Source organism: Kitasatospora sp. NPDC087861 (assembly GCF_044742585.1).
Lineage (GTDB): Bacteria > Actinomycetota > Actinomycetes > Streptomycetales > Streptomycetaceae > Kitasatospora.
The window spans coordinates 13,839-30,299 of record NZ_JBIUUS010000061.1; the positions used below are offsets into that span (position 1 = coordinate 13,839).

The window sequence follows — 16,461 nt, forward strand, 5'->3', positions numbered from 1 at the left end:
ATCGACGCCGGCTGCGCGGTCACCGGGTCAGTCCGTCGGGCAGTGCGTCCCGGCGGTCGGGACGGTGCCGTCCACCAGGAAGGTGTCGACCGCGCCGCGGATGCACGAGCTCGCGCCGTACGCGGTGTGCCCCTCGCCGTCGCGGGTGAGCAGCACGGCGTTGCCGAGTTCGGCGGTGAGCTTCTCCGCCCAGGCGTACGGGGTGGCCGGGTCACCGGTGGTGCCGACGACCACGATCGGCGCGGTGGCGGCGGACTTGATGGCGTGCGGCTTCTCGGTGGAGCGGTACGGCCAGATCCGGCAGTCCGGGTCGAACAGCGCGGCCGTCGGGTCGTGCTTGCTGACCAGCGGGGCCTTGGCGGCGAGGTCGGTGAGCGCGGCCTGCAGCTGGTCGCCGGCTGGGGCGTCGGTGGCGCCGTCGGCGCAGTGGATGGCGGTGTAGGCGTCGGCCGACTCACCGTAGTGCCCGTCCCGGTCGCGGCCGTTGTAGCCGTCGGTGAGGTCGAGCAGGTAGTCGCCCTTGCCGCGCACCATGGCCCAGCCGAGGGTGTTGCGCAGGTTGGTCCAGGCCTTCTCGCCGCCGTAGAGCTGGCTGATCACGCCGGTCCAGGCGGCGTTGGCGGTGAGGGTGCGGCCCTTGGCGGTCTTGAGCGGCTTGTCCTTGAGGCCGTCGAGGAAGTCGGCGAGCTTCTGCGGGGCCTTCGCCGGGTCCTTGCCGAGCGGGCACGGGTCCTTGCCGGCGCAGTCGGCGGCGAAGGCCTTGAGGGCGCGCTCGAAGCCGGCCTCCTGCTCGATGTTGTGCTGCACCAGGGAGGTGGACGGGGTGGTGGCGCCGTCCAGGACGAGCCGGCCGACCCGGTCCGGGAACTCCTCGGCGTAGAGCGAGCCGAGGTAGGTACCGTAGGACATGCCGAGGTAGTTGAGCTTCTGGTCGCCGACGGCGGCGCGCAGCACGTCCATGTCGCGGGCGGTGTTGCGGGTGCTGACGAAGGGCAGCACCTTGGCGTACTTGGCCTGGCAGGCGTCGGCGAGCTGCTTGCCGTGGTCGGCGCCGGGCTCGTCGGTGGTCACCCAGCCGTCCCGGGCCTGGTCGTCGAGGCAGTTGAGCGGGCTGGTGCCGGCGACGCCGCGGGGGTCGAAGCCGATCATGTCGAAGCGGTCGTGCAACGGGCCGTCGAACCTGGTGGGGTCGCCCTTGACCATCGCCACGCCGGAGCCGCCCGGGCCGCCCGGGTTGACGAGCAGGGAGCCGGCCCGCTGGTCCTGCTTGGTGGCGGGGTTGCGCACCACGGCGACGTCGAGGCTGCCGGCGTCGGGGGCGGTGTAGTCGAGCGGGACCTTGAGGGTGGCGCACTGCAGCACCGACTCGTCGACCTTGGTGGTCTTCGGGTCGTCCTGGCACGGTGCCCAGGCGATCTGCTGGCCGTAGAACGGCTTGAGTGCCGGGTCGTTGACGCCGGTCGGCTTGACCGTCGGCGTGGGTGTGGGCGTCGGGGTGGGCGTGGCGCTCGGGCTGGAGGTCGGGCCGGTCGTGGTCGCGGACGGGGCGGCGGTGGTGCCGCCTCCGCCGCCGGTGCAGCCGGCCAGCAGAGCGGCGGCGACGGTGGCGGGCAGGGCGCGCCGGGAGATCCCGGTGATCATGGAATGCACCGCACACAAATATCACCAGATGGTCACACCCGTCACATTGGTATTCCGCGCCAGCCTCCCACTCCGGCTCAGAACCGGTCAAAGGGGACAGTGTCGCGACCGATACCGCCGCACTCCGAACGATGCCATGCTGAGGTCATGACAGATTGGACCGGAACCGCCCCGTCGCGTGACGAGCCGCAAGCCGGGCGGCGGAGACGGGAGTTGGCCGCCGCCACGGTGGGCTCGGTGGTCGAGTCCTTCGACTGGAACATCTACGCCGTCCTCGCCCCGTACTTCGCGGCCGATCTCTTCGGGCACGGCAAGGGCGGGGTCAGCGGCCTGCTCGGGGCGTACGCCACCTTCGCGGTCGGGTTCGTCGCCCGGCCGGTCGGCTCGTACCTGATCGGGCGCCTCAGCGACACCCGGGGGCGGCGCTTCGCCCTGACCCTCGGGATGTCCGTGATCGCCGCCGCCAGCCTTGGCATCGCCGTGCTGCCGGACCAGGAGGCGATCGGCGCCTGGGCGGCGGTCCTGGCCGTCGCCGCGCGGGTGGTGCAGGGGCTCGCCTTCGGCGGGGAGGCGCCCAGCGTCGCCGCGTACGTCACCGAGACGGCCCCGGCCCGGCGCCGCTTCGCGTTCAGCTCGGTCTCCTACGGCGGGATCATCGTGGGCTCCCTGCTCTCCTACGGGGTGCTCGCGCTGCTCCTGCACACGCTCGGCAAGTCCGGTGTCACCGGCGGCGGTTGGCGCTGGGCCTTCGTGGTGGCCGGGCTGCTCGGGTTGGCTGCCGTCTGGGTGCGCCGGGCCGCCCCGGAGAGCGCGGAGTTCCGCCGCGCCCGGGCGGAGGGCACGGGCGGGCGCCCGCCGTTCCTGCGGGTGCTCCGGGAACACCGCTGGGCGGTGCTCACCGTCTTCCTCAACACCCTGGGCGGGACGGTGGGTTACTACTTCGCCCTGGTCTACCTGCCGCAGTACGCCGCCGCCTACGGGGTGGTCGACCGGGAGACGGCGACCTCCTTCATGACCGTGGTGCTCGCGGTGGTGCTGGTCACCATGCTGCTGACCGGCGCCGCCGCCGACCGCTTCGGCCTGCTGCCGGTCGCCCGGGTCGGGTTCGCCGTGCCGGTGCTGCTGGTCCCGGTCCTGCTCACCGGGCTGCGGCAGGGCTGGCTCGCCTTCCAGGTCGTCGCCGTGCTGCTGGGCGTGCTGGTGGCGACCGTGCTGGGGACGCTCAACGTCTTCACCGGCCTGCTGTTCCCGACCGAGGTCCGGGCCCTCGGACTCGGCGTGGTCAACGCGGCCACCATCGCCGCGTTCGGCGGGAGCTTCCCGTTGCTCGCCGAGTGGCTGCACGACACCCACCACCTCGGTCTGATCCCCGGCTACGTCACCCTCTGCACGCTGGGCCCGGCGTTCGGTCTCGTCACCGCGCTACGGGTGCCGTCCTTCGCCGCCGCCGTGGTGGCACCGGCGGCCGGGGCCGGTGATCGGATACCGTCCGGAAGCGGCTGACGTTCGATCAACTTCTGTGATTGAGTGGTCAGAGAACGAAGTGCGGGGAGGGCGAGGCATGGAGAGCAACCGTCCGGACGGCTGGCTGGCCGGGGTCCGGTTCGAGGAGGCGCCGCAGGTGGACCTGCGGACCGACCGCGCGCACCCCGCCCGGGTCTACGACTACCTGCTCGGCGGGAAGACCAACTTCCCGGTGGACCGCGAGGTCGGCGACCGCATCCTCGGCGAGTGGCCCGGCTCGCGCGTCGCCACCATCGCGGCCCGCGCGGTGATGCACCGGATGGTCCGCCGGCTGGTCGAGGTGCACGGCGTCCGCCAGTTCCTGGACGTCGGCACCGGCATCCCCACCGCGCCCAACCTGCACGAGATCGTCCAGGCGGTCGACCCGGCCTGCCGGGTGGTCTACGTGGACAACGACCCGATCGTGCTCGCCCACTCGCGCGCGCTGCTCTCCAGCACCCCCGAGGGCCGCACCGCGTACGTCGAGGGCGACCTGCGCGAACCGGGGCGGTTCCTCGCCGACCCCGCGGTGGCCGCCACCCTGGATCTGAGTCAGCCGATCGCGCTGACGCTGATCAACATCGTGCACTTCCTCTCCGACGAGGCCGCGCACCCGCCGGTCCGCAAGCTCGTGGACGCGCTGCCCGCCGGAAGCTTCCTGGCGCTGACCGCCGGCACCGCCGACTCGGTACCGGACCTGGTCGCGGTGGGCTCCCGCCGCTACTCGGAGGCCGGCATCGAGAACCACCTGCGCCCCCGCGCGGCCGTCGAGCGCTTCTTCGCCGGGCTGGAACTGGACGATCCGGGCGTGGTGCTGATCAACCGCTGGCACCCGGAGCTGGATGACAGTCCGGTGCTCGGCGACCACGAGGTGGCGGCGTACGGGGGGTTGGGCCGCAAGCCGTAGGCCGATGCCGGGCAGCCCGATGGTCACCTGGCCTGGAAGCAGTGCCCCTGATTCCTGATTCCTGATCCTTGGACCGCGATCCCCGGACCGTGCACCCGGTTCCCGCGTCCGACCCCCGCGTTCGACCTCTGCGTCCGGCCCCTGCGTCCGGCCCCGGCGGAGCCCCCCGGCCCCGTCGGGGCCGAAGCATGCCGGGCGCCTTCGCGGACGGGCGTACGAGTGGTTGCCGCGGGGCGTGTCGGCCGGTGTCGGGCCCGCCGTCGCAGGGGTGGTGACGCTCCGTCAAAGTGGTCGTCTTTGCATGGACATGTCTGTACAGTGCTCCGAGTCGATACCCCCACTCGACAGGCGGATTTCCATGACCATCGCACGCAGGTCCATTCTCAAAAGCACATCCGCGGCCGGTGCCGCGCTGGTCGCGGGCGGTGCCGTCGCCCAGCCGGCCTCGGCGGCCGACCCGGAGGCGGGGCCGGCCACGGGCCCGTTACTGCAGTCCACCCCGCACCGGTCCGGGTCGCCCAGCGTGAGCGGACTGCACCTGCAGTTCGGTACCGACCCGTCCGGCGAGATGACCGTCTCCTGGATCACCCCGCAGTCCGTGCGCCGCCCGCAGGTGCGGCTCGGCTCGCCGGACGGTGGCCTCGGCCGGGTCGTCGCGGCGCAGACCCGCACCTACCGGGACGCGCTCGGCAAGGAGGAGGTGTACGTCCACCACGCCCGCCTCACCGGCCTGCGCCCCGGCACCACCTACCTCTACAGTGCCGGCCACGACGGCGCGAACCCCGAGACGGGCTCCTTCACCACCGCCCCGCGCGGTCGCATGCCCTTCACCTTCACCAGCTTCGGCGACCAGGCCACCCCCAACCTCCGGCGCCAGGTGGTCTTCCCCGACGGTATGCCGTCACCGCTCGGTAAGTACCCGGTGTTCACCAGCAGCCAGGTCGGCACCCCGCACTCCGCCGACATCGTCGCCGCCATCGAACGCGTCGGCCCGCTGTTCAACCTGGTCAACGGCGACCTCTGCTATGCCTCCTACAGCGGCCGGCACGGCCAGAGCCGGACGCTGACCTGGGCCGACTGGTTCATCAACAACAGTCGCTCGACCCGGCTGCGGCCCTGGATGCCCTGCGCCGGCAACGGGGAGAACGAGGGCGGCAACGGCCCGATCGGCGCCCTCGGCTACCAGACCTACTTCGAACTGCCCGACTCCGCGGCCGACGACGACGAGGAGACCCGGGGCATGTGGTACGCCTTCACGGTCGGCTCGGTGCGCTTCATCAGCCTGGCCAACGACGACGTGGCCATCCAGGACAGCGGCGACCTCTATCTGCGCGGCTACTCCGGCGGTGCCCAACAGCGCTGGCTGGAGCGCGAGTTGCGCTCGGCGCGGAGCAGCCGGGCGATCGACTGGATCGTGGTCTGCATGCACCACCCGATGGTCTCCAGCTCGCAGCACGGCGCCGGCAGTGACCTCGGCATCCGCGAGGCCTGGGGCCCGCTGTTCGACGCCTACGGGGTCGACCTGGTGGTCAGCGGCCACGAGCACTACTACGAGCGCTCCCACCCCGTCCGCGGGACCCTCCCCAACGACACCCGCACCCCGGTGCCGTCCGGCACCGACCTGCGCACGGTCGACACCAGCCGCGGCACCGTCCACATGGTCATCGGCACCGGCGGCAACGCCGCCACCACCCAGGACGACCTGTTCGCGCAGCCCAAGGGCCGGGTGGTCGTCGCCCTGGAGGACAAGCCGCGCCCGCCGGCCCCGTACCGCCAGTCCGTGTGGCTGACCGAGGACGCCCCGTGGGCCGCCGTCCAGGACCGGCAGCACACCCACGGCTTCGCTGCCTTCGAGGTCGACCCCGGCGACCGGCGCGGCGGCCTGACCAGGATGCGGGTGACGTACTACACCTTCGACGGCCCGCACGGCGACCTCACCCCGGTCGACACCTTCACCCTGCAGCGCCCCCGCGCCGACCGCTGGTAGGGCGAGACGTTCGGTCAGCGTCGGGAATAGGCCGGTCAGCGTCGGGAACGGGCCGGTCAGCGTCGGAACAGGCCGGTCAGCGTCCTCCACCAGCCGCGCCGCTGCGCCGGGATCCGTACGGCGGTCGGAGTCTCCTCCACCGCCGGGGCGGGCTCCGGCGCGGCGGTGGAGGCCGGAGCCGGGTCCGGGTCCGGCGCGGCGACCGGCTCGGAGTCCTCGATCGGTGTGGAGTCGGGGTGCGGCTCGATCTCGCGCGGCGTGAACTCCACCGGCAGCTCCGTCAGGTGCCGGGAGATCCAGGCGGAGGTCCAGGTCAACTCCTCCTCCGGCACGGCGAGTCGAAGATCCGGCAGGAGGGTCAGCAGGATGTCGATCCCGGCCTCGGCGACGGAGCGCCCGACGTCCTGGCCCGGGCACTCGTGCGGGCCGGCGCCGAAGGACAGGTGGGAGCGGTTGCCGTACAGCGGGGTGGCCAGGTCGGGCCGTACCACCGGGTCGACGTTGCCGGCCGCGAGTCCGAGCAGCAGCATGTCGCCGGCCCTGATCTGCTGCCCGCCCAGCTCGGTGTCGGCGGTCGCCCAGCGCCCGGCGACCAGCGACATCGGCGGGGAGTCCCACAGCACCTGGTCCAGCGCCTCGCCGAGGGTCATCTGACCGCCGGACAGGTGGGCGCGGAACCGGGGGTCGGTGAGCACCATCTTCAGGGTGTCCGCGATCAGGTTGACGGTCGTCTCGTTCGCCGCGAGCAGGACGACCCGCAGGTGCTCCATCACCTCGTCGTCGGTCAGCCCGGCCGGGTGCTCCATCAGCCAGGTCACCAGGTCGGCGCCCGGATCCTCGCGCTTGGCGGCCATCGTCCGGCGCAGGCTCGCCACCACGTACTCGTTGCTGGCGACGGCCGTCTCGGTGCCCTTCATCAGGTCCCGGGCGGCGTTCACGAGCTGCGGCCCGTACTCGTCGGGCATGCCGAGCAGCTGGGTCATGACGAGCATCGGCAGGTGCTCGGCGAACTGGGTGACCAGTTCGGCCCGGCCGGTCTGCCCGACCACCTGGACCAGTTCGGTGGTGAACCGCCGGACGTGGCGGCGCACGCCGCGCCGGTCGAAGCGGTTCAGGCCGTCCAGCACGGCACCGCGCAGCCGGCGGTGCTCCTCGCCGTCCGCGAAGACGCACAGCGGCTGCCAGGCGATCACCGGCATCAGCGGGGAGTCCACCGGGACGTCGCCGGCGCGGAACGCCGACCAGAGGCGGGAGTCGCGGGAGAACAGGGACGGCGAGCGCATCGCGGTGATGTTCGCGCCGTGCCCGAGGATCAGCCAGGCGGGGAAGTCGCCGTGCAGCAGGACCGGGGCCACCTCGCCGTGTTCGGCGCGCAGCTTCTCGTACAGGCCCGCCGGGTCGGCCTCGGCCTCCGGTCCGTACAGGCGCCGCACGCCGCCGGGGCCGAGCGGTTCGACGGCGTGCCCGTGGGCCGGGCAGCCGGGGGGCGGGGTGGGGGAGGCGTCAGCGGGGAACGGGGTGCTCACAGGGTCTCCGGGGTCGGGGGCGGGTACGTTCGGGCGGATCGGCGGATCGGCGGATCGGCGGACGGGTGGCCGACGGGGTGGCCGGCCGGCACGCGGCTCGTCAACGGCCCGGGGAGCGGCCGATCAGCGGGCGGGCGGGGCCGCGAGTTCGTACAGGTAGCGCATCAGGGTCATCAGGGTGTCCCGGCTGGACTCGCGGCTGCGCGCGTCGCAGGCCACGATCGGCACCTCGGGCGGCAGGTCCAGCGCGGCCCGCAGTTCCTCGACCGGGTGGTCCGGCGCCTCCGGGAAGCCGTTGACGGCCACCACGAAGGGCACGCCGCGGTCCTCCAGCCGCCCGATCACCTCGAAGCTGACCTCCAGTCGGCGGGTGTCGACCAGCACCACCGCGCCGAGGGCGCCCTCGAACAGGCCGTTCCAGAGGAACCAGAACCGCTCCTGCCCGGGGGTGCCGAAGACGTACAGCACGAGCTGGTCGCTGATGCTGATCCGGCCGAAGTCCATCGCCACGGTGGTGGAGGTCTTGCGCTCGACCCCGGTCGGGTCGTCGACACCGACCCCGGCCTGGGTCATGGTCTCCTCGGTGGTGAGCGGGCGGATCTCGCTGACCGAGCCGACCAGCGTCGTCTTGCCGACGCCGAAGCCGCCCACGATCACCACCTTGACCGCCATCGTGACGGAGTCCGGCAGCAGGTCCGCGGCCGCCGGCCCCAGCACCGTGTCAGAGCCTTTGAAGTCCATGGATCACCGCCTCCAAGAGGGCACGGTCGGGAAGTTCGGCCTTGGGGACGGCGGCGCGGGCCTCGATCCGCCCGTCGTCGAGCAGGTCCGCCAGCAGGACGGTGACGACGCTGGTGGGCAGCTCCAGGTAGGCGGAGACCTCGGCCACCGAGAGCGGTGAGCGGCACAGCCGCAGGATGGCCGCGTGCTCGGGCTGCATGGTGGGCGTCGGCTCCGTGCGGGAGACGATCAGGGTGACCAGGTCGAAGACGCCCGGTCCGGCCGGGCCGCTGCGGCCGCGGGTGATCACGTACAGGCGTTCGGGGTCAGGGCCGTCCCAACCGCCCTGGTCGGCCGTCGTCATGTGCGCGCCTCACTGTGCTCGTTCATGTGCCCACCCCGCGGTGCCGGTTCAGGCGGGCGCGGTCCGGTTGTCGTTCCGGTACGCGTTCCGGCCGGCGGTCCGGCCGGTTCACGCGACCGGCTCGGGGTTGCGCGGGGGAGCAGCCAGGTGCTCGCCGATCCGGGCGACCAGGTCGCGCATCTGCTGGCCCACCAGCCCGGCGTCGACCCCCTCGTCGGCGAGCACCGCGAGGTATGCGCGGGAGGCGGCCGCCATCAGGTAGAAGAACCCGCCGTCCACCTCGATCACCACCAGCCGCATCGAGCCGTCGCCGTGCGGGAACTCCTGCCCCACCGCGGCGGCCAGGCTCTGCAGCCCGGCGCAGGCGGCGGCGAGGCGGTCGGCGGTGTCCGGATCGGTGCCGTGCTGGGCGATCCGTAGGCCGTCGGCGGACAGCACGACGATGTGGCGGACGCACGGGACGCTGTGCGCGAGGTCCTTGAGGATCCAGTCCATGTTGCTGCGGTGCGGAATCACTGCTCGCCCTTCCCTGCCGTCTCTTCACTGGTCTGACCGTCCGAACTCGCGGACGGCCCATGGCCGTTGATCCCCTCGGTGAACGCCTCCAGCCAGAGGCCGGGCTGCACCGGCTCCTTGGCGTGGCGTCCCGTCGACCCCGGGGCGGGTCCCGCGCCGAGCCCCGAGGCCGGGTGGGTGGCCGGGTGGGTGGCCGGGTGGGTGGGCTGCCCGGCGGCGCGGGCGGGCCCGGAGTAACCCGCCCGGGGGGTCGACGGCCGGCGCCGGCGCTGCGGCAGGCCGTTCGCGGTGCGCTCGGTCACCACCACCTCGTCGTCCCCCGGGCCGGATCCGGTCGGCCCCCAGGGGCCGGCCGATCCGAAGGACGGCCCCGTCATGCCGGGAGCCGCCGTACCGGGAGCCGCCGCGCCGGGTGTCGCCGTCCGAGCCCCCCACGGCCGCGACGGGGCGGCCGACTTGGACGGGCTCGCCGGGAGCGGCCGGGGGCCGGAGAACGCGCCGATCCCGTGTGCCCGCCCGGTCGGGGGCGCGGTGGTGACCAGCTCCTGCGGCACCACCAGCACGATGCGCACGCCGCCGTAGGCGGAGCGGCGCAGCGAGATCTGGAAGCCGTACGCCTGGCACAGCCGGCCGACCACCGCGAAGCCGAGCCGGGGCGACTCGGTGAGGTCGTCCAGGTCCTTGGAGACCTGGGCCTCGCGCAGGCTGCGCTCGGCGCGGAGCCGGGCCTCGTCGGTCAGGCCGAGGCCGCCGTCCTCGATCTCGATCGCTATACCGCTCTGCACCTCGGCGGCGCTCAGGTGCACATGGGTGTGCGGCGGCGAGTAGCGGGTGGCGTTGTCGAGCAGCTCGGCGACGGCGTGGATCAGCGGCTCGACGGCCGGGCCGATCACCGACACCTGGGCCACCGGGTGCAGGTCCACCCGCTGGTATTCCAGGATGCGCGACATACCGCCGCGCAGCACGCTGTACAGCGCCACCGGCCGGGTCCACTGGCGGCCGGGGCGGGCGCCGGACAGCACGGCGATGCTGTCGGCGAGGCGGCCGGTCAGCGCGTTGCCGTGGTCCAGGCGCAGCAGGTCGTCGAAGACCGCCGGGTCGTTGCCGTGCCGGTCCTCCATCTCGCGCAGGTCCTTGGCCTGCCGGTGGATGATCGCCTGCACCCGGCGGGCGATGTTGACGAAGGCCCGCTCGGCGGAGTCGCGCCGGTTCACCTCGTCGTCGACGGCGATGATGATCCCGCGCGCCACGGACTCCAGCGCACTGCGGAACTTCGGCGCGGCCAGCGGATCGCGCACCTGGTACGACCGGGCCAGGCTGTCGATCGACACGCCGTACCGGGTCCGGGCCACCAACCGCGGCAGCTCCTCCTTCGCCAGCCGTACCGCCTCGGCCTCCTGGCCGGCCAGCCGCCGCTGCAACTCGCCCACCTGCCGGGTGTGCTGCTCCCGTGACGCGGCCAGCGCACGACCCCGGCGGGCCGATTCGGCGGCCACCACGGCCACCAGCACGGTGGCCGTCGCCCCGCACCAGAGCACCTCCGCGCGGGCACCGGCGGACACCACCGCCCCGGCGGCCGCCACGGCCGCCGCCATCACGGCCGTGGGCAGCAGCCACCCGAGCAGGGGCGCGGACGGCCGTCTGGCGGGTGATGATCCAGGTCGAAGCATTCGGCATCCTCAAACGATCGGAACAGTACGGGGACGGGCGACGGCCGGCGCCGGAGGCATGGTGCTGCAGCATAGCCAAGTTCAGGACATTCCTGACTGAAACTCAAAGATCCAGCTGCACAGCCGACTTGTCCCACCGTGCCGGACATGCCGGACATCTCGCACGCCAGTGGCAACCCCGGCCGGCCGCCGTCCCGCCACCAGGCTTCTCGCCCCGCCCCGCCCGCACCGCCAACCCGCCCCGGATTCGCTCATGCGAAGGGTTTCCCGGCCAAGTCCCCACCCTCGGAGCCCAGTTCGTGCTAGGGGCACCCCGCGACGTCAACAACCCGCTAGCTGATCACCCGCGCGGGAGCCGCCGCCACCGGTGCGGCGATGGGAAAAACCCACCGGAGCCCGCATCCGTCTGCGCGGTCGGCGGGACGGCTCCTAAGGTCATCGCATGAACGATCACGGCCAACCGCCAGACCCGCTGGGTCAGACCCTGCGCCGGCTCATGGGTGACGCCACCTGGCGGAGCATGCTGGGGGAGGCCTTCGAGCGCCGGCATCCGATCGGCGCCACCCTGCTGCGCCAGGAGGAGCCCGGAACGCACGTGCTCGCCCTGCTGCGCGGGGTGGCCAAGGTGACCCGACGGGAACGCGACGGAGACCTCCGGCTGCTGGCGTTCCGCGGGCCCGGTGAACTGCTCGGCGAGGTGGCCGTGCTGGACGGCGGGGTCCGCTCGGCGAGCGTCCAGGCGATCTCGGACTGCACGGTCGCGGTACTCGCCAAGGCCGCGTTCCTGCGGTTCGTCACCGACCGGGACCTGTTCCCGGTCATGGTGCGCTACGCCATCGGCCGCCTGCGGGAGTCGGACCTGGCCCGCAGCGGCGGCGACGTCGTGGTCCGTCTGGCAGCCGCCCTGGTCACGCTGGCCGACGTCTCGGCCGACCCGGCGGGGCCGTCGGGGCGGCCGATCGAACTCGCCCTGACCCGCGACGAGCTGGCCCAGTACCTCGGGGTGTCCCGGAACACCGTCACCTCGGGCCTGGCCGAGCTCGGCTCCCACCAGGTCCACGCCGGGCGGAAGTCCATCGTCATCGGCGACCTGGCCGCGCTCGGACGGGTTGGCGCCGGGGTGCGCGGCTGACGTCGCGTCGGCTCGTGTGACGGCCGTCACCAGGTTTCCGCACTGAGTGTGCACACCGCGCGGCGCCCGCTCGCGAAGCTTGGTGGCACAAGGTCCGCACAGGAACCACGAGGAGCAGACATGCCGCCGTTCGACCAGCCGCTGCCCGAGGCCAGCGCCCTGCCCTTCAGCCGGAGCCGCCGGCTGCCGCCGTACCGGGGGATCGTGGCCGTCGATGCCAAGGACTTCACCGGCTACCCGGCCATCGAGCACGGCATGATCAGCCAGGCCGTCCCGCAGGTCCTCCAGTGGTCCTTCGAGCGCGCCGGGCTCGCCGAGGTCTGGGAGGGTCGGAGGTTCCCCGCGTCCACCGGCGACGGATACGTCTTCGGGTTCGACCCGGCGTGGATGCCGTTCCTGATCCACCCGTGGCTGCACACCCTGCAGGAGACGCTCACCGAGTTCAACGTGCACTCGGTCGGGACGGTGCGGATCCGGCTGCGGGTCAGTCTCCACATCGGGCCGCTGCCCGACACCGGCGGCGAGTTCGACGGCAACGGCACGCCCCGCAACGACACCCACCGCCTGCTCGACTCCCGTCCGGTGAAGGCGATGCTGGCCGCGTCCAACGAGAGCATCACCCAGGTCGCCGCCATCCTCTCCGACCGGTGCTACCAGGACGCGGTGGCCGGCGGTTTCACCGGGCGGCACCCCGACCACTTCATCGAGGTGCCGGCCACCGTCGAGGGCAAGAAGTTCGACCAGCGGGCGTGGCTGTACGTGCCCGCTCCCTCGGGCAACCTCTACGACCGCCGCATCCTGGGCGACGCCGTGGTCGGGGAGCACGAACGCGCACAGGCCGAGGCGGCCGAGCCGGCGGCCGGGCAGGTGGACGGTGGCAGCGCGGGGAGCTACCGGGCCGACGGCGGAAACCTGAACACCGGCACGGTGCACGGCGGCCAGAGCGTCACCACCGTGGAGGGCGGTCAGCACGTCACCAAGGTGCGCGGCGACTCCTTCGGGGGCGACTACGTGGCGGGCCACAAGGCCGGTACGGTCCACGGCAACCTGGGCGACACCATCCACGGCGACAAGAAGGGGCGCCGCCGGTGAGCGGCGAGAACGGCTCCTCCGCGCCGGGGCCGGCCGCTGGTGCTCCCCGGCCGGACGGCGGCCCCGACAGCCGGGCACTGGACCAGGGCGAGACCGCGCCCGGGTCCGGGGACCTGGACGAGGCCGACGACTTCGCCGACCTCGACGACCTCGACGGCGGGTTCCCCGGCCGGCTCAGTGGCCGTCCGGGCTCCGATCGGCGCTATGTCATCTACGCCCCGAACGGCAACATCAACACCGGTTCGGTGCACGGGGACCAGCGCGTCGAGAACGCCGGAGCGGCGTCCGGCGCGGGCGGGCCCCGGGTGGAGGCGCACGAAGGGCCGATCTCCGCACTGGAGATCCTGGAGGCGCAAGCCGGGTTCGCCGAGCCCGAGTGGTTCCCGTCGGCCCTGGCGCAGCTGGACACCGGCCTGCTCTTCCTGGCCGGCGAGCCCGGCACCGGGCGCCGCACCGCGGCCCTCAACCTGCTGTTCCAGCACAGCGGTCGCAGCATGAAGCTGCGCGCGCTCGACAGCGACGAGGACCTGTCCGCGTGGCGCCCAGGCGATTCCGAGGCCCGCGGGTACCTGGTGCACGGCCTGCTGCCCACCGTCCGGCTCGGCCCGGCGGTGATCGCCAACCTCCGCCGCCTGCTGAGAGTCGCCGACGCTCGCATGGTGGTCATGCTGCCGCACGACGCGGACCTGCTCCGCAGCCTCGCCCGGGAGTCGGACCTCACCCCGATGCCCTGCGTTCCCCCGCCGGCCGGCGCGGTCTTCGAGACGCGGATGAAGGCCGCCGTGCCCGACCCTGCCCGACGCCGAGCGCTCCTGGAGCGATTGGGACCGGGGCTGGACGACCTCCTGGCGTCGGAGCTGATGCCCGCCCAGGTCGCCGAACTGGTCGCCGAGGTGGCCAGGGCCGGCGACGAGGGCCCCGACCTCGCCGATCTCGGCAGGCGGCTCAGCTTCCTCGCCGAGAAGGAGGTCCCCGACCTGCTGAAGAAGCTCCGCGACGACCCGGACGGACTCGCGTTCCTGCTGGCGACCAGCGTCTTCGAGGGGCTCGACCACCGGATCGTCCGGGACGAGGCCGACCGGCTGCTCGCACTGGCCGACGGGCGCCTCGACTCCGTCCTGCGGGAGGGCGGTGGGGAGGACGGCGGCCAGGCCCGGGCGGTGCGCGGGGAGGCCCTCCGTCCGAACCCGCGGTTCGTCTTCCGGCGCTCGCTGGACGAACTCCTGGCGACGGTCCGGGCCGAGTGCGCACCCGTCGAGATCCGGGCGAGCTCCGGCTTCACCTACGCCGTGGAGCCGGTGCGCTTCACCCGGCACCGGCAGGCGGAGACGGTGTTGCGGCATGTCTGGCGGCAGTACGGCGAGCTGTCCGGACTGCTGACCGACTGGATGGACGACGTGCCCGGCAGGGAGACCGAACTGGCCGAGCCCGTGGGCCGCGTCATGGGACTGGCCGCCGGCTGGGGCGGTGGGCGGCGGGCCCTGGTACACATTCTCAAGCTGGCCGGGTCCGAGCGCGGGCGAAGCCGCAGCACGGCCGCGGCCGCGCTGGGCATCGCGGCGCAGGACCCGGTCCTGGCCGGTGAGGTCAAGTACCGCCTCAACCGTTGGAGCAGGGAAGGCAGCTGGCGGGTGCGGTCCACGGTCGCCGACGCCTGCGGCCGGGAGTTCGGGACGTCCCGGCCGGAGCTCGCACTGTCTCTTCTGCGGAACTGCTACCGGGGGTGGGCGGGAGAGGAGGACGTGGTGGCCAGGGCCGTCCGCTCCTCGCTGTGGGAGCTCTTCGCCGCAGGTAACCAGTCGACCGTCCTGCGTCAGCTGGCGGACTGGGCGGACCGTCCGGGGCCCGGGGCCGAGCTCGCGGTTCACGCCTTTCCCCAACTGCTGTGGGACCGGTCCTGGTTCCAGGAACAGCTGCTCACCGTGGGGGAGTTCACCGACACCGTGATCGCCTTCGTCCGGCGATCGCTCAACCACGACGGCCTCTTCGACCGGACCTGTGGCGCACTGCTCAGCTGGTGCACCTCGGCGGCCTGGAACGAACCGCTGCGTACCGCGGTGGAGACGTTGCTGACCGCGCTCGCCCAGGAGATGCACATCGGCGAAATGCGCCTGTTCGTCGAGATCGAGCGCCAGACCGACCGCGACCTGGCCGGACGGCACATCGCCCAGCACGCCCTGGACGCCTGGCGCCGGGGCGAATCGCAGCCGTACCGAACCGTCCCTGCGAACGGAGAACCCCGATGACCGCCGACAGCGACTCGCCCGTCTACACCCGTGCCACCCAGGCGCCCTGGCGGGAGATCCTGCGCCACCGCTGGTCCGGTCGGCGTGACCGGGCCCTCGTCCTGCAGGACCGGGACGGGCTCTACCATCCGTCGGGACACCGTCGCCGCGCACTCGCGGGTGAAGACCCGGAAGCGGATGGCCAGTTGGCCGCCCCACTGGGGCTGCGCGGATTCGTCGGGGCGTACCTCGTCGATCTCGACGAACGCTCCGGCACCCGGGCTGTCGGCCTGCCGACCCCGTACGGCACCGAATCGGTGGACATCCACGTCCTGTGGTGGGTCCACGACGCCGCGAACGTCGTGCGGACGCGGACCGCGCGGGGCTGGCTGCCGGTCCGCAAGGATCTCGAACGGCGTCTGCGTCAGCTCAGAGAGCAGTTCGCCACCGCCGGGCACCGGCTGAGCGCGGCCGAGCTGATGCAGTACCTCGCCGCACCCCACCTGATGCCGGACTGCGGCCTCGGCTACCGCGTCACGGACGTCTCCGCCCGGGAGCACGACGCCGAATTGCGGTTGGGGGACCCGGACGGGGCCGACGTGCCCTACAACTGGACGGACAAGAGCCAGGACGAGTACGCGTTCTGCCGTCGGGCCGTCCAGGAGGGCCCGGTGTCGCTTGCGGCGCTCTGGCTGGCGAGGCACCCGGAACAGGTCCGCGAGGTCCTGGACTGGGCCGTCGGCCACGCCGACCTGCTCCGGGGTGAGACCACCTGGCAGGATCAACTGGCGATGATGCTCGGCAAGTTGAGTGATCAGGAGCAGCAGGAGATGTCCCGGATGCTGAGGGACCGCCTGGTCTCCCTTGGCCGGCAGGTACCCGGGCCGGGACCGCAGAGCCCCGGGCCGGAGTTCGTCAGGATCCGCTCGCAGGCCAACGGCTGGGCGGGTGGCGTGGCGAACGGGAGGCCGGTGTGACCAGGGCCGCCGTCGGCCGAGGCGCGGTACGGCGGGCGTCGCACGGCGCGGCGGCCCGGCCGCGGCGGTCGCCCCTGGGGCGACGTCGTCGCCCGCCGGGGGGGGGGGGCGGCCCGGGGGGGGGGCCCGGTGCGGCGCCGCCCCCCGGGGGCGGGGGGGCGCGGGCGGGGGGCCGCCCCCCCCCGCGGCCCGCCCCGGCCG

Annotated in this window: 13 protein-coding genes; 7 read left to right on the top strand and 6 right to left on the bottom strand. The window is 73.2% G+C overall.

Going from position 1 to position 16,461, the window contains the following annotated elements; translation table 11 throughout:
- Positions 1–27 precede the first annotated feature (27 nt).
- A complete protein-coding gene (locus tag ACIOJE_RS39335; RefSeq protein ID WP_400783205.1) occupies positions 28–1,641 on the bottom strand; it encodes an alpha/beta hydrolase in 1,614 nt (537 codons plus the stop codon).
- A 213-nt stretch (positions 1,642–1,854) separates the two neighbouring features.
- Between ACIOJE_RS39335 and ACIOJE_RS39340 the strand changes: the two genes are divergently transcribed.
- The 3 genes from ACIOJE_RS39340 (at position 1,855) to ACIOJE_RS39350 (ending at position 6,038) form a co-directional block, all read left to right on the top strand.
- Positions 1,855–3,144 (top strand): MFS transporter, encoded by a 1,290-nt coding sequence (locus tag ACIOJE_RS39340; RefSeq protein ID WP_400783208.1) that lies wholly within the window; start codon positions 1,855–1,857, stop codon positions 3,142–3,144.
- Positions 3,145–3,202: 58 nt separating this feature from the next.
- A complete protein-coding gene (locus tag ACIOJE_RS39345) occupies positions 3,203–4,051 on the top strand; it encodes an SAM-dependent methyltransferase (protein ID WP_400783211.1) in 849 nt (282 codons plus the stop codon).
- 358 nt (positions 4,052–4,409) lie between these two features.
- On the top strand, positions 4,410–6,038 hold the full coding sequence (locus ACIOJE_RS39350) for a purple acid phosphatase family protein (RefSeq protein ID WP_400783213.1): 1,629 nt from the start codon (positions 4,410–4,412) through the stop codon (positions 6,036–6,038).
- 56 nt (positions 6,039–6,094) lie between these two features.
- Here ACIOJE_RS39350 and ACIOJE_RS39355 read toward each other — a convergent pair whose 3' ends face one another.
- The 5 genes from ACIOJE_RS39355 to ACIOJE_RS39375 form a co-directional block, all read right to left on the bottom strand.
- On the bottom strand, positions 6,095–7,564 hold the full coding sequence (locus ACIOJE_RS39355) for a cytochrome P450 (protein WP_400783216.1): 1,470 nt from the start codon (positions 7,562–7,564) through the stop codon (positions 6,095–6,097).
- Positions 7,565–7,687: 123 nt separating this feature from the next.
- The gene (locus tag ACIOJE_RS39360) at positions 7,688–8,305 is read right to left on the bottom strand and encodes an ATP/GTP-binding protein (RefSeq protein WP_280682020.1); all 618 of its coding nucleotides are present in this window, start codon (positions 8,303–8,305) and stop codon (positions 7,688–7,690) included.
- Positions 8,286–8,648 (bottom strand): DUF742 domain-containing protein, encoded by a 363-nt coding sequence (locus tag ACIOJE_RS39365; RefSeq protein ID WP_280682022.1) that lies wholly within the window; start codon positions 8,646–8,648, stop codon positions 8,286–8,288. Before ACIOJE_RS39365 ends, ACIOJE_RS39360 begins: the two co-directional genes overlap by 20 nt.
- 108 nt (positions 8,649–8,756) lie before the next feature.
- The gene (locus tag ACIOJE_RS39370; protein WP_400675952.1) at positions 8,757–9,143 is read right to left on the bottom strand and encodes a roadblock/LC7 domain-containing protein; all 387 of its coding nucleotides are present in this window, start codon (positions 9,141–9,143) and stop codon (positions 8,757–8,759) included.
- A gap of 17 nt (positions 9,144–9,160) precedes the next feature.
- A complete protein-coding gene (locus tag ACIOJE_RS39375) occupies positions 9,161–10,834 on the bottom strand; it encodes an ATP-binding protein (protein WP_400783219.1) in 1,674 nt (557 codons plus the stop codon).
- Between the two features lie 442 nt (positions 10,835–11,276).
- Between ACIOJE_RS39375 and ACIOJE_RS39380 the strand changes: the two genes are divergently transcribed.
- The 4 genes from ACIOJE_RS39380 to ACIOJE_RS39395 all read left to right on the top strand — a co-directional run bounded on the left by ACIOJE_RS39380 (position 11,277) and on the right by ACIOJE_RS39395 (position 16,260).
- Entirely contained in the window at positions 11,277–11,966 is a 690-nt protein-coding gene (locus ACIOJE_RS39380) for a Crp/Fnr family transcriptional regulator (protein ID WP_400783222.1), read from the top strand.
- A gap of 120 nt (positions 11,967–12,086) precedes the next feature.
- Positions 12,087–13,058 (top strand): hypothetical protein, encoded by a 972-nt coding sequence (locus tag ACIOJE_RS39385; RefSeq protein WP_280682034.1) that lies wholly within the window; start codon positions 12,087–12,089, stop codon positions 13,056–13,058.
- A complete protein-coding gene (locus ACIOJE_RS39390) occupies positions 13,055–15,304 on the top strand; it encodes a hypothetical protein (RefSeq protein WP_400783225.1) in 2,250 nt (749 codons plus the stop codon). The genes ACIOJE_RS39385 and ACIOJE_RS39390 overlap by 4 nt, the downstream gene beginning before the upstream one ends.
- Positions 15,301–16,260: a hypothetical protein gene (locus ACIOJE_RS39395; RefSeq protein WP_400783228.1), complete on the top strand. Its 960-nt coding sequence runs from the start codon at positions 15,301–15,303 to the stop codon at positions 16,258–16,260. Before ACIOJE_RS39390 ends, ACIOJE_RS39395 begins: the two co-directional genes overlap by 4 nt.
- Positions 16,261–16,461: the final 201 nt, after the last annotated feature.

Coding starts and splice junctions, on each gene's coding strand:
- ACIOJE_RS39335 (WP_400783205.1), bottom strand. CDS start 1,641: ATGATCACCGGGATCTCCCGGCGCGCCCTGCCCGCCACCGTCGCCGCC.
- ACIOJE_RS39345 (WP_400783211.1), top strand. CDS start 3,203: ATGGAGAGCAACCGTCCGGACGGCTGGCTGGCCGGGGTCCGGTTCGAG.
- ACIOJE_RS39350 (WP_400783213.1), top strand. CDS start 4,410: ATGACCATCGCACGCAGGTCCATTCTCAAAAGCACATCCGCGGCCGGT.
- ACIOJE_RS39360 (WP_280682020.1), bottom strand. CDS start 8,305: ATGGACTTCAAAGGCTCTGACACGGTGCTGGGGCCGGCGGCCGCGGAC.
- ACIOJE_RS39365 (WP_280682022.1), bottom strand. CDS start 8,648: ATGACGACGGCCGACCAGGGCGGTTGGGACGGCCCTGACCCCGAACGC.
- ACIOJE_RS39370 (WP_400675952.1), bottom strand. CDS start 9,143: ATGGACTGGATCCTCAAGGACCTCGCGCACAGCGTCCCGTGCGTCCGC.
- ACIOJE_RS39375 (WP_400783219.1), bottom strand. CDS start 10,834: ATGCTTCGACCTGGATCATCACCCGCCAGACGGCCGTCCGCGCCCCTG.
- ACIOJE_RS39380 (WP_400783222.1), top strand. CDS start 11,277: ATGAACGATCACGGCCAACCGCCAGACCCGCTGGGTCAGACCCTGCGC.
- ACIOJE_RS39385 (WP_280682034.1), top strand. CDS start 12,087: ATGCCGCCGTTCGACCAGCCGCTGCCCGAGGCCAGCGCCCTGCCCTTC.
- ACIOJE_RS39395 (WP_400783228.1), top strand. CDS start 15,301: ATGACCGCCGACAGCGACTCGCCCGTCTACACCCGTGCCACCCAGGCG.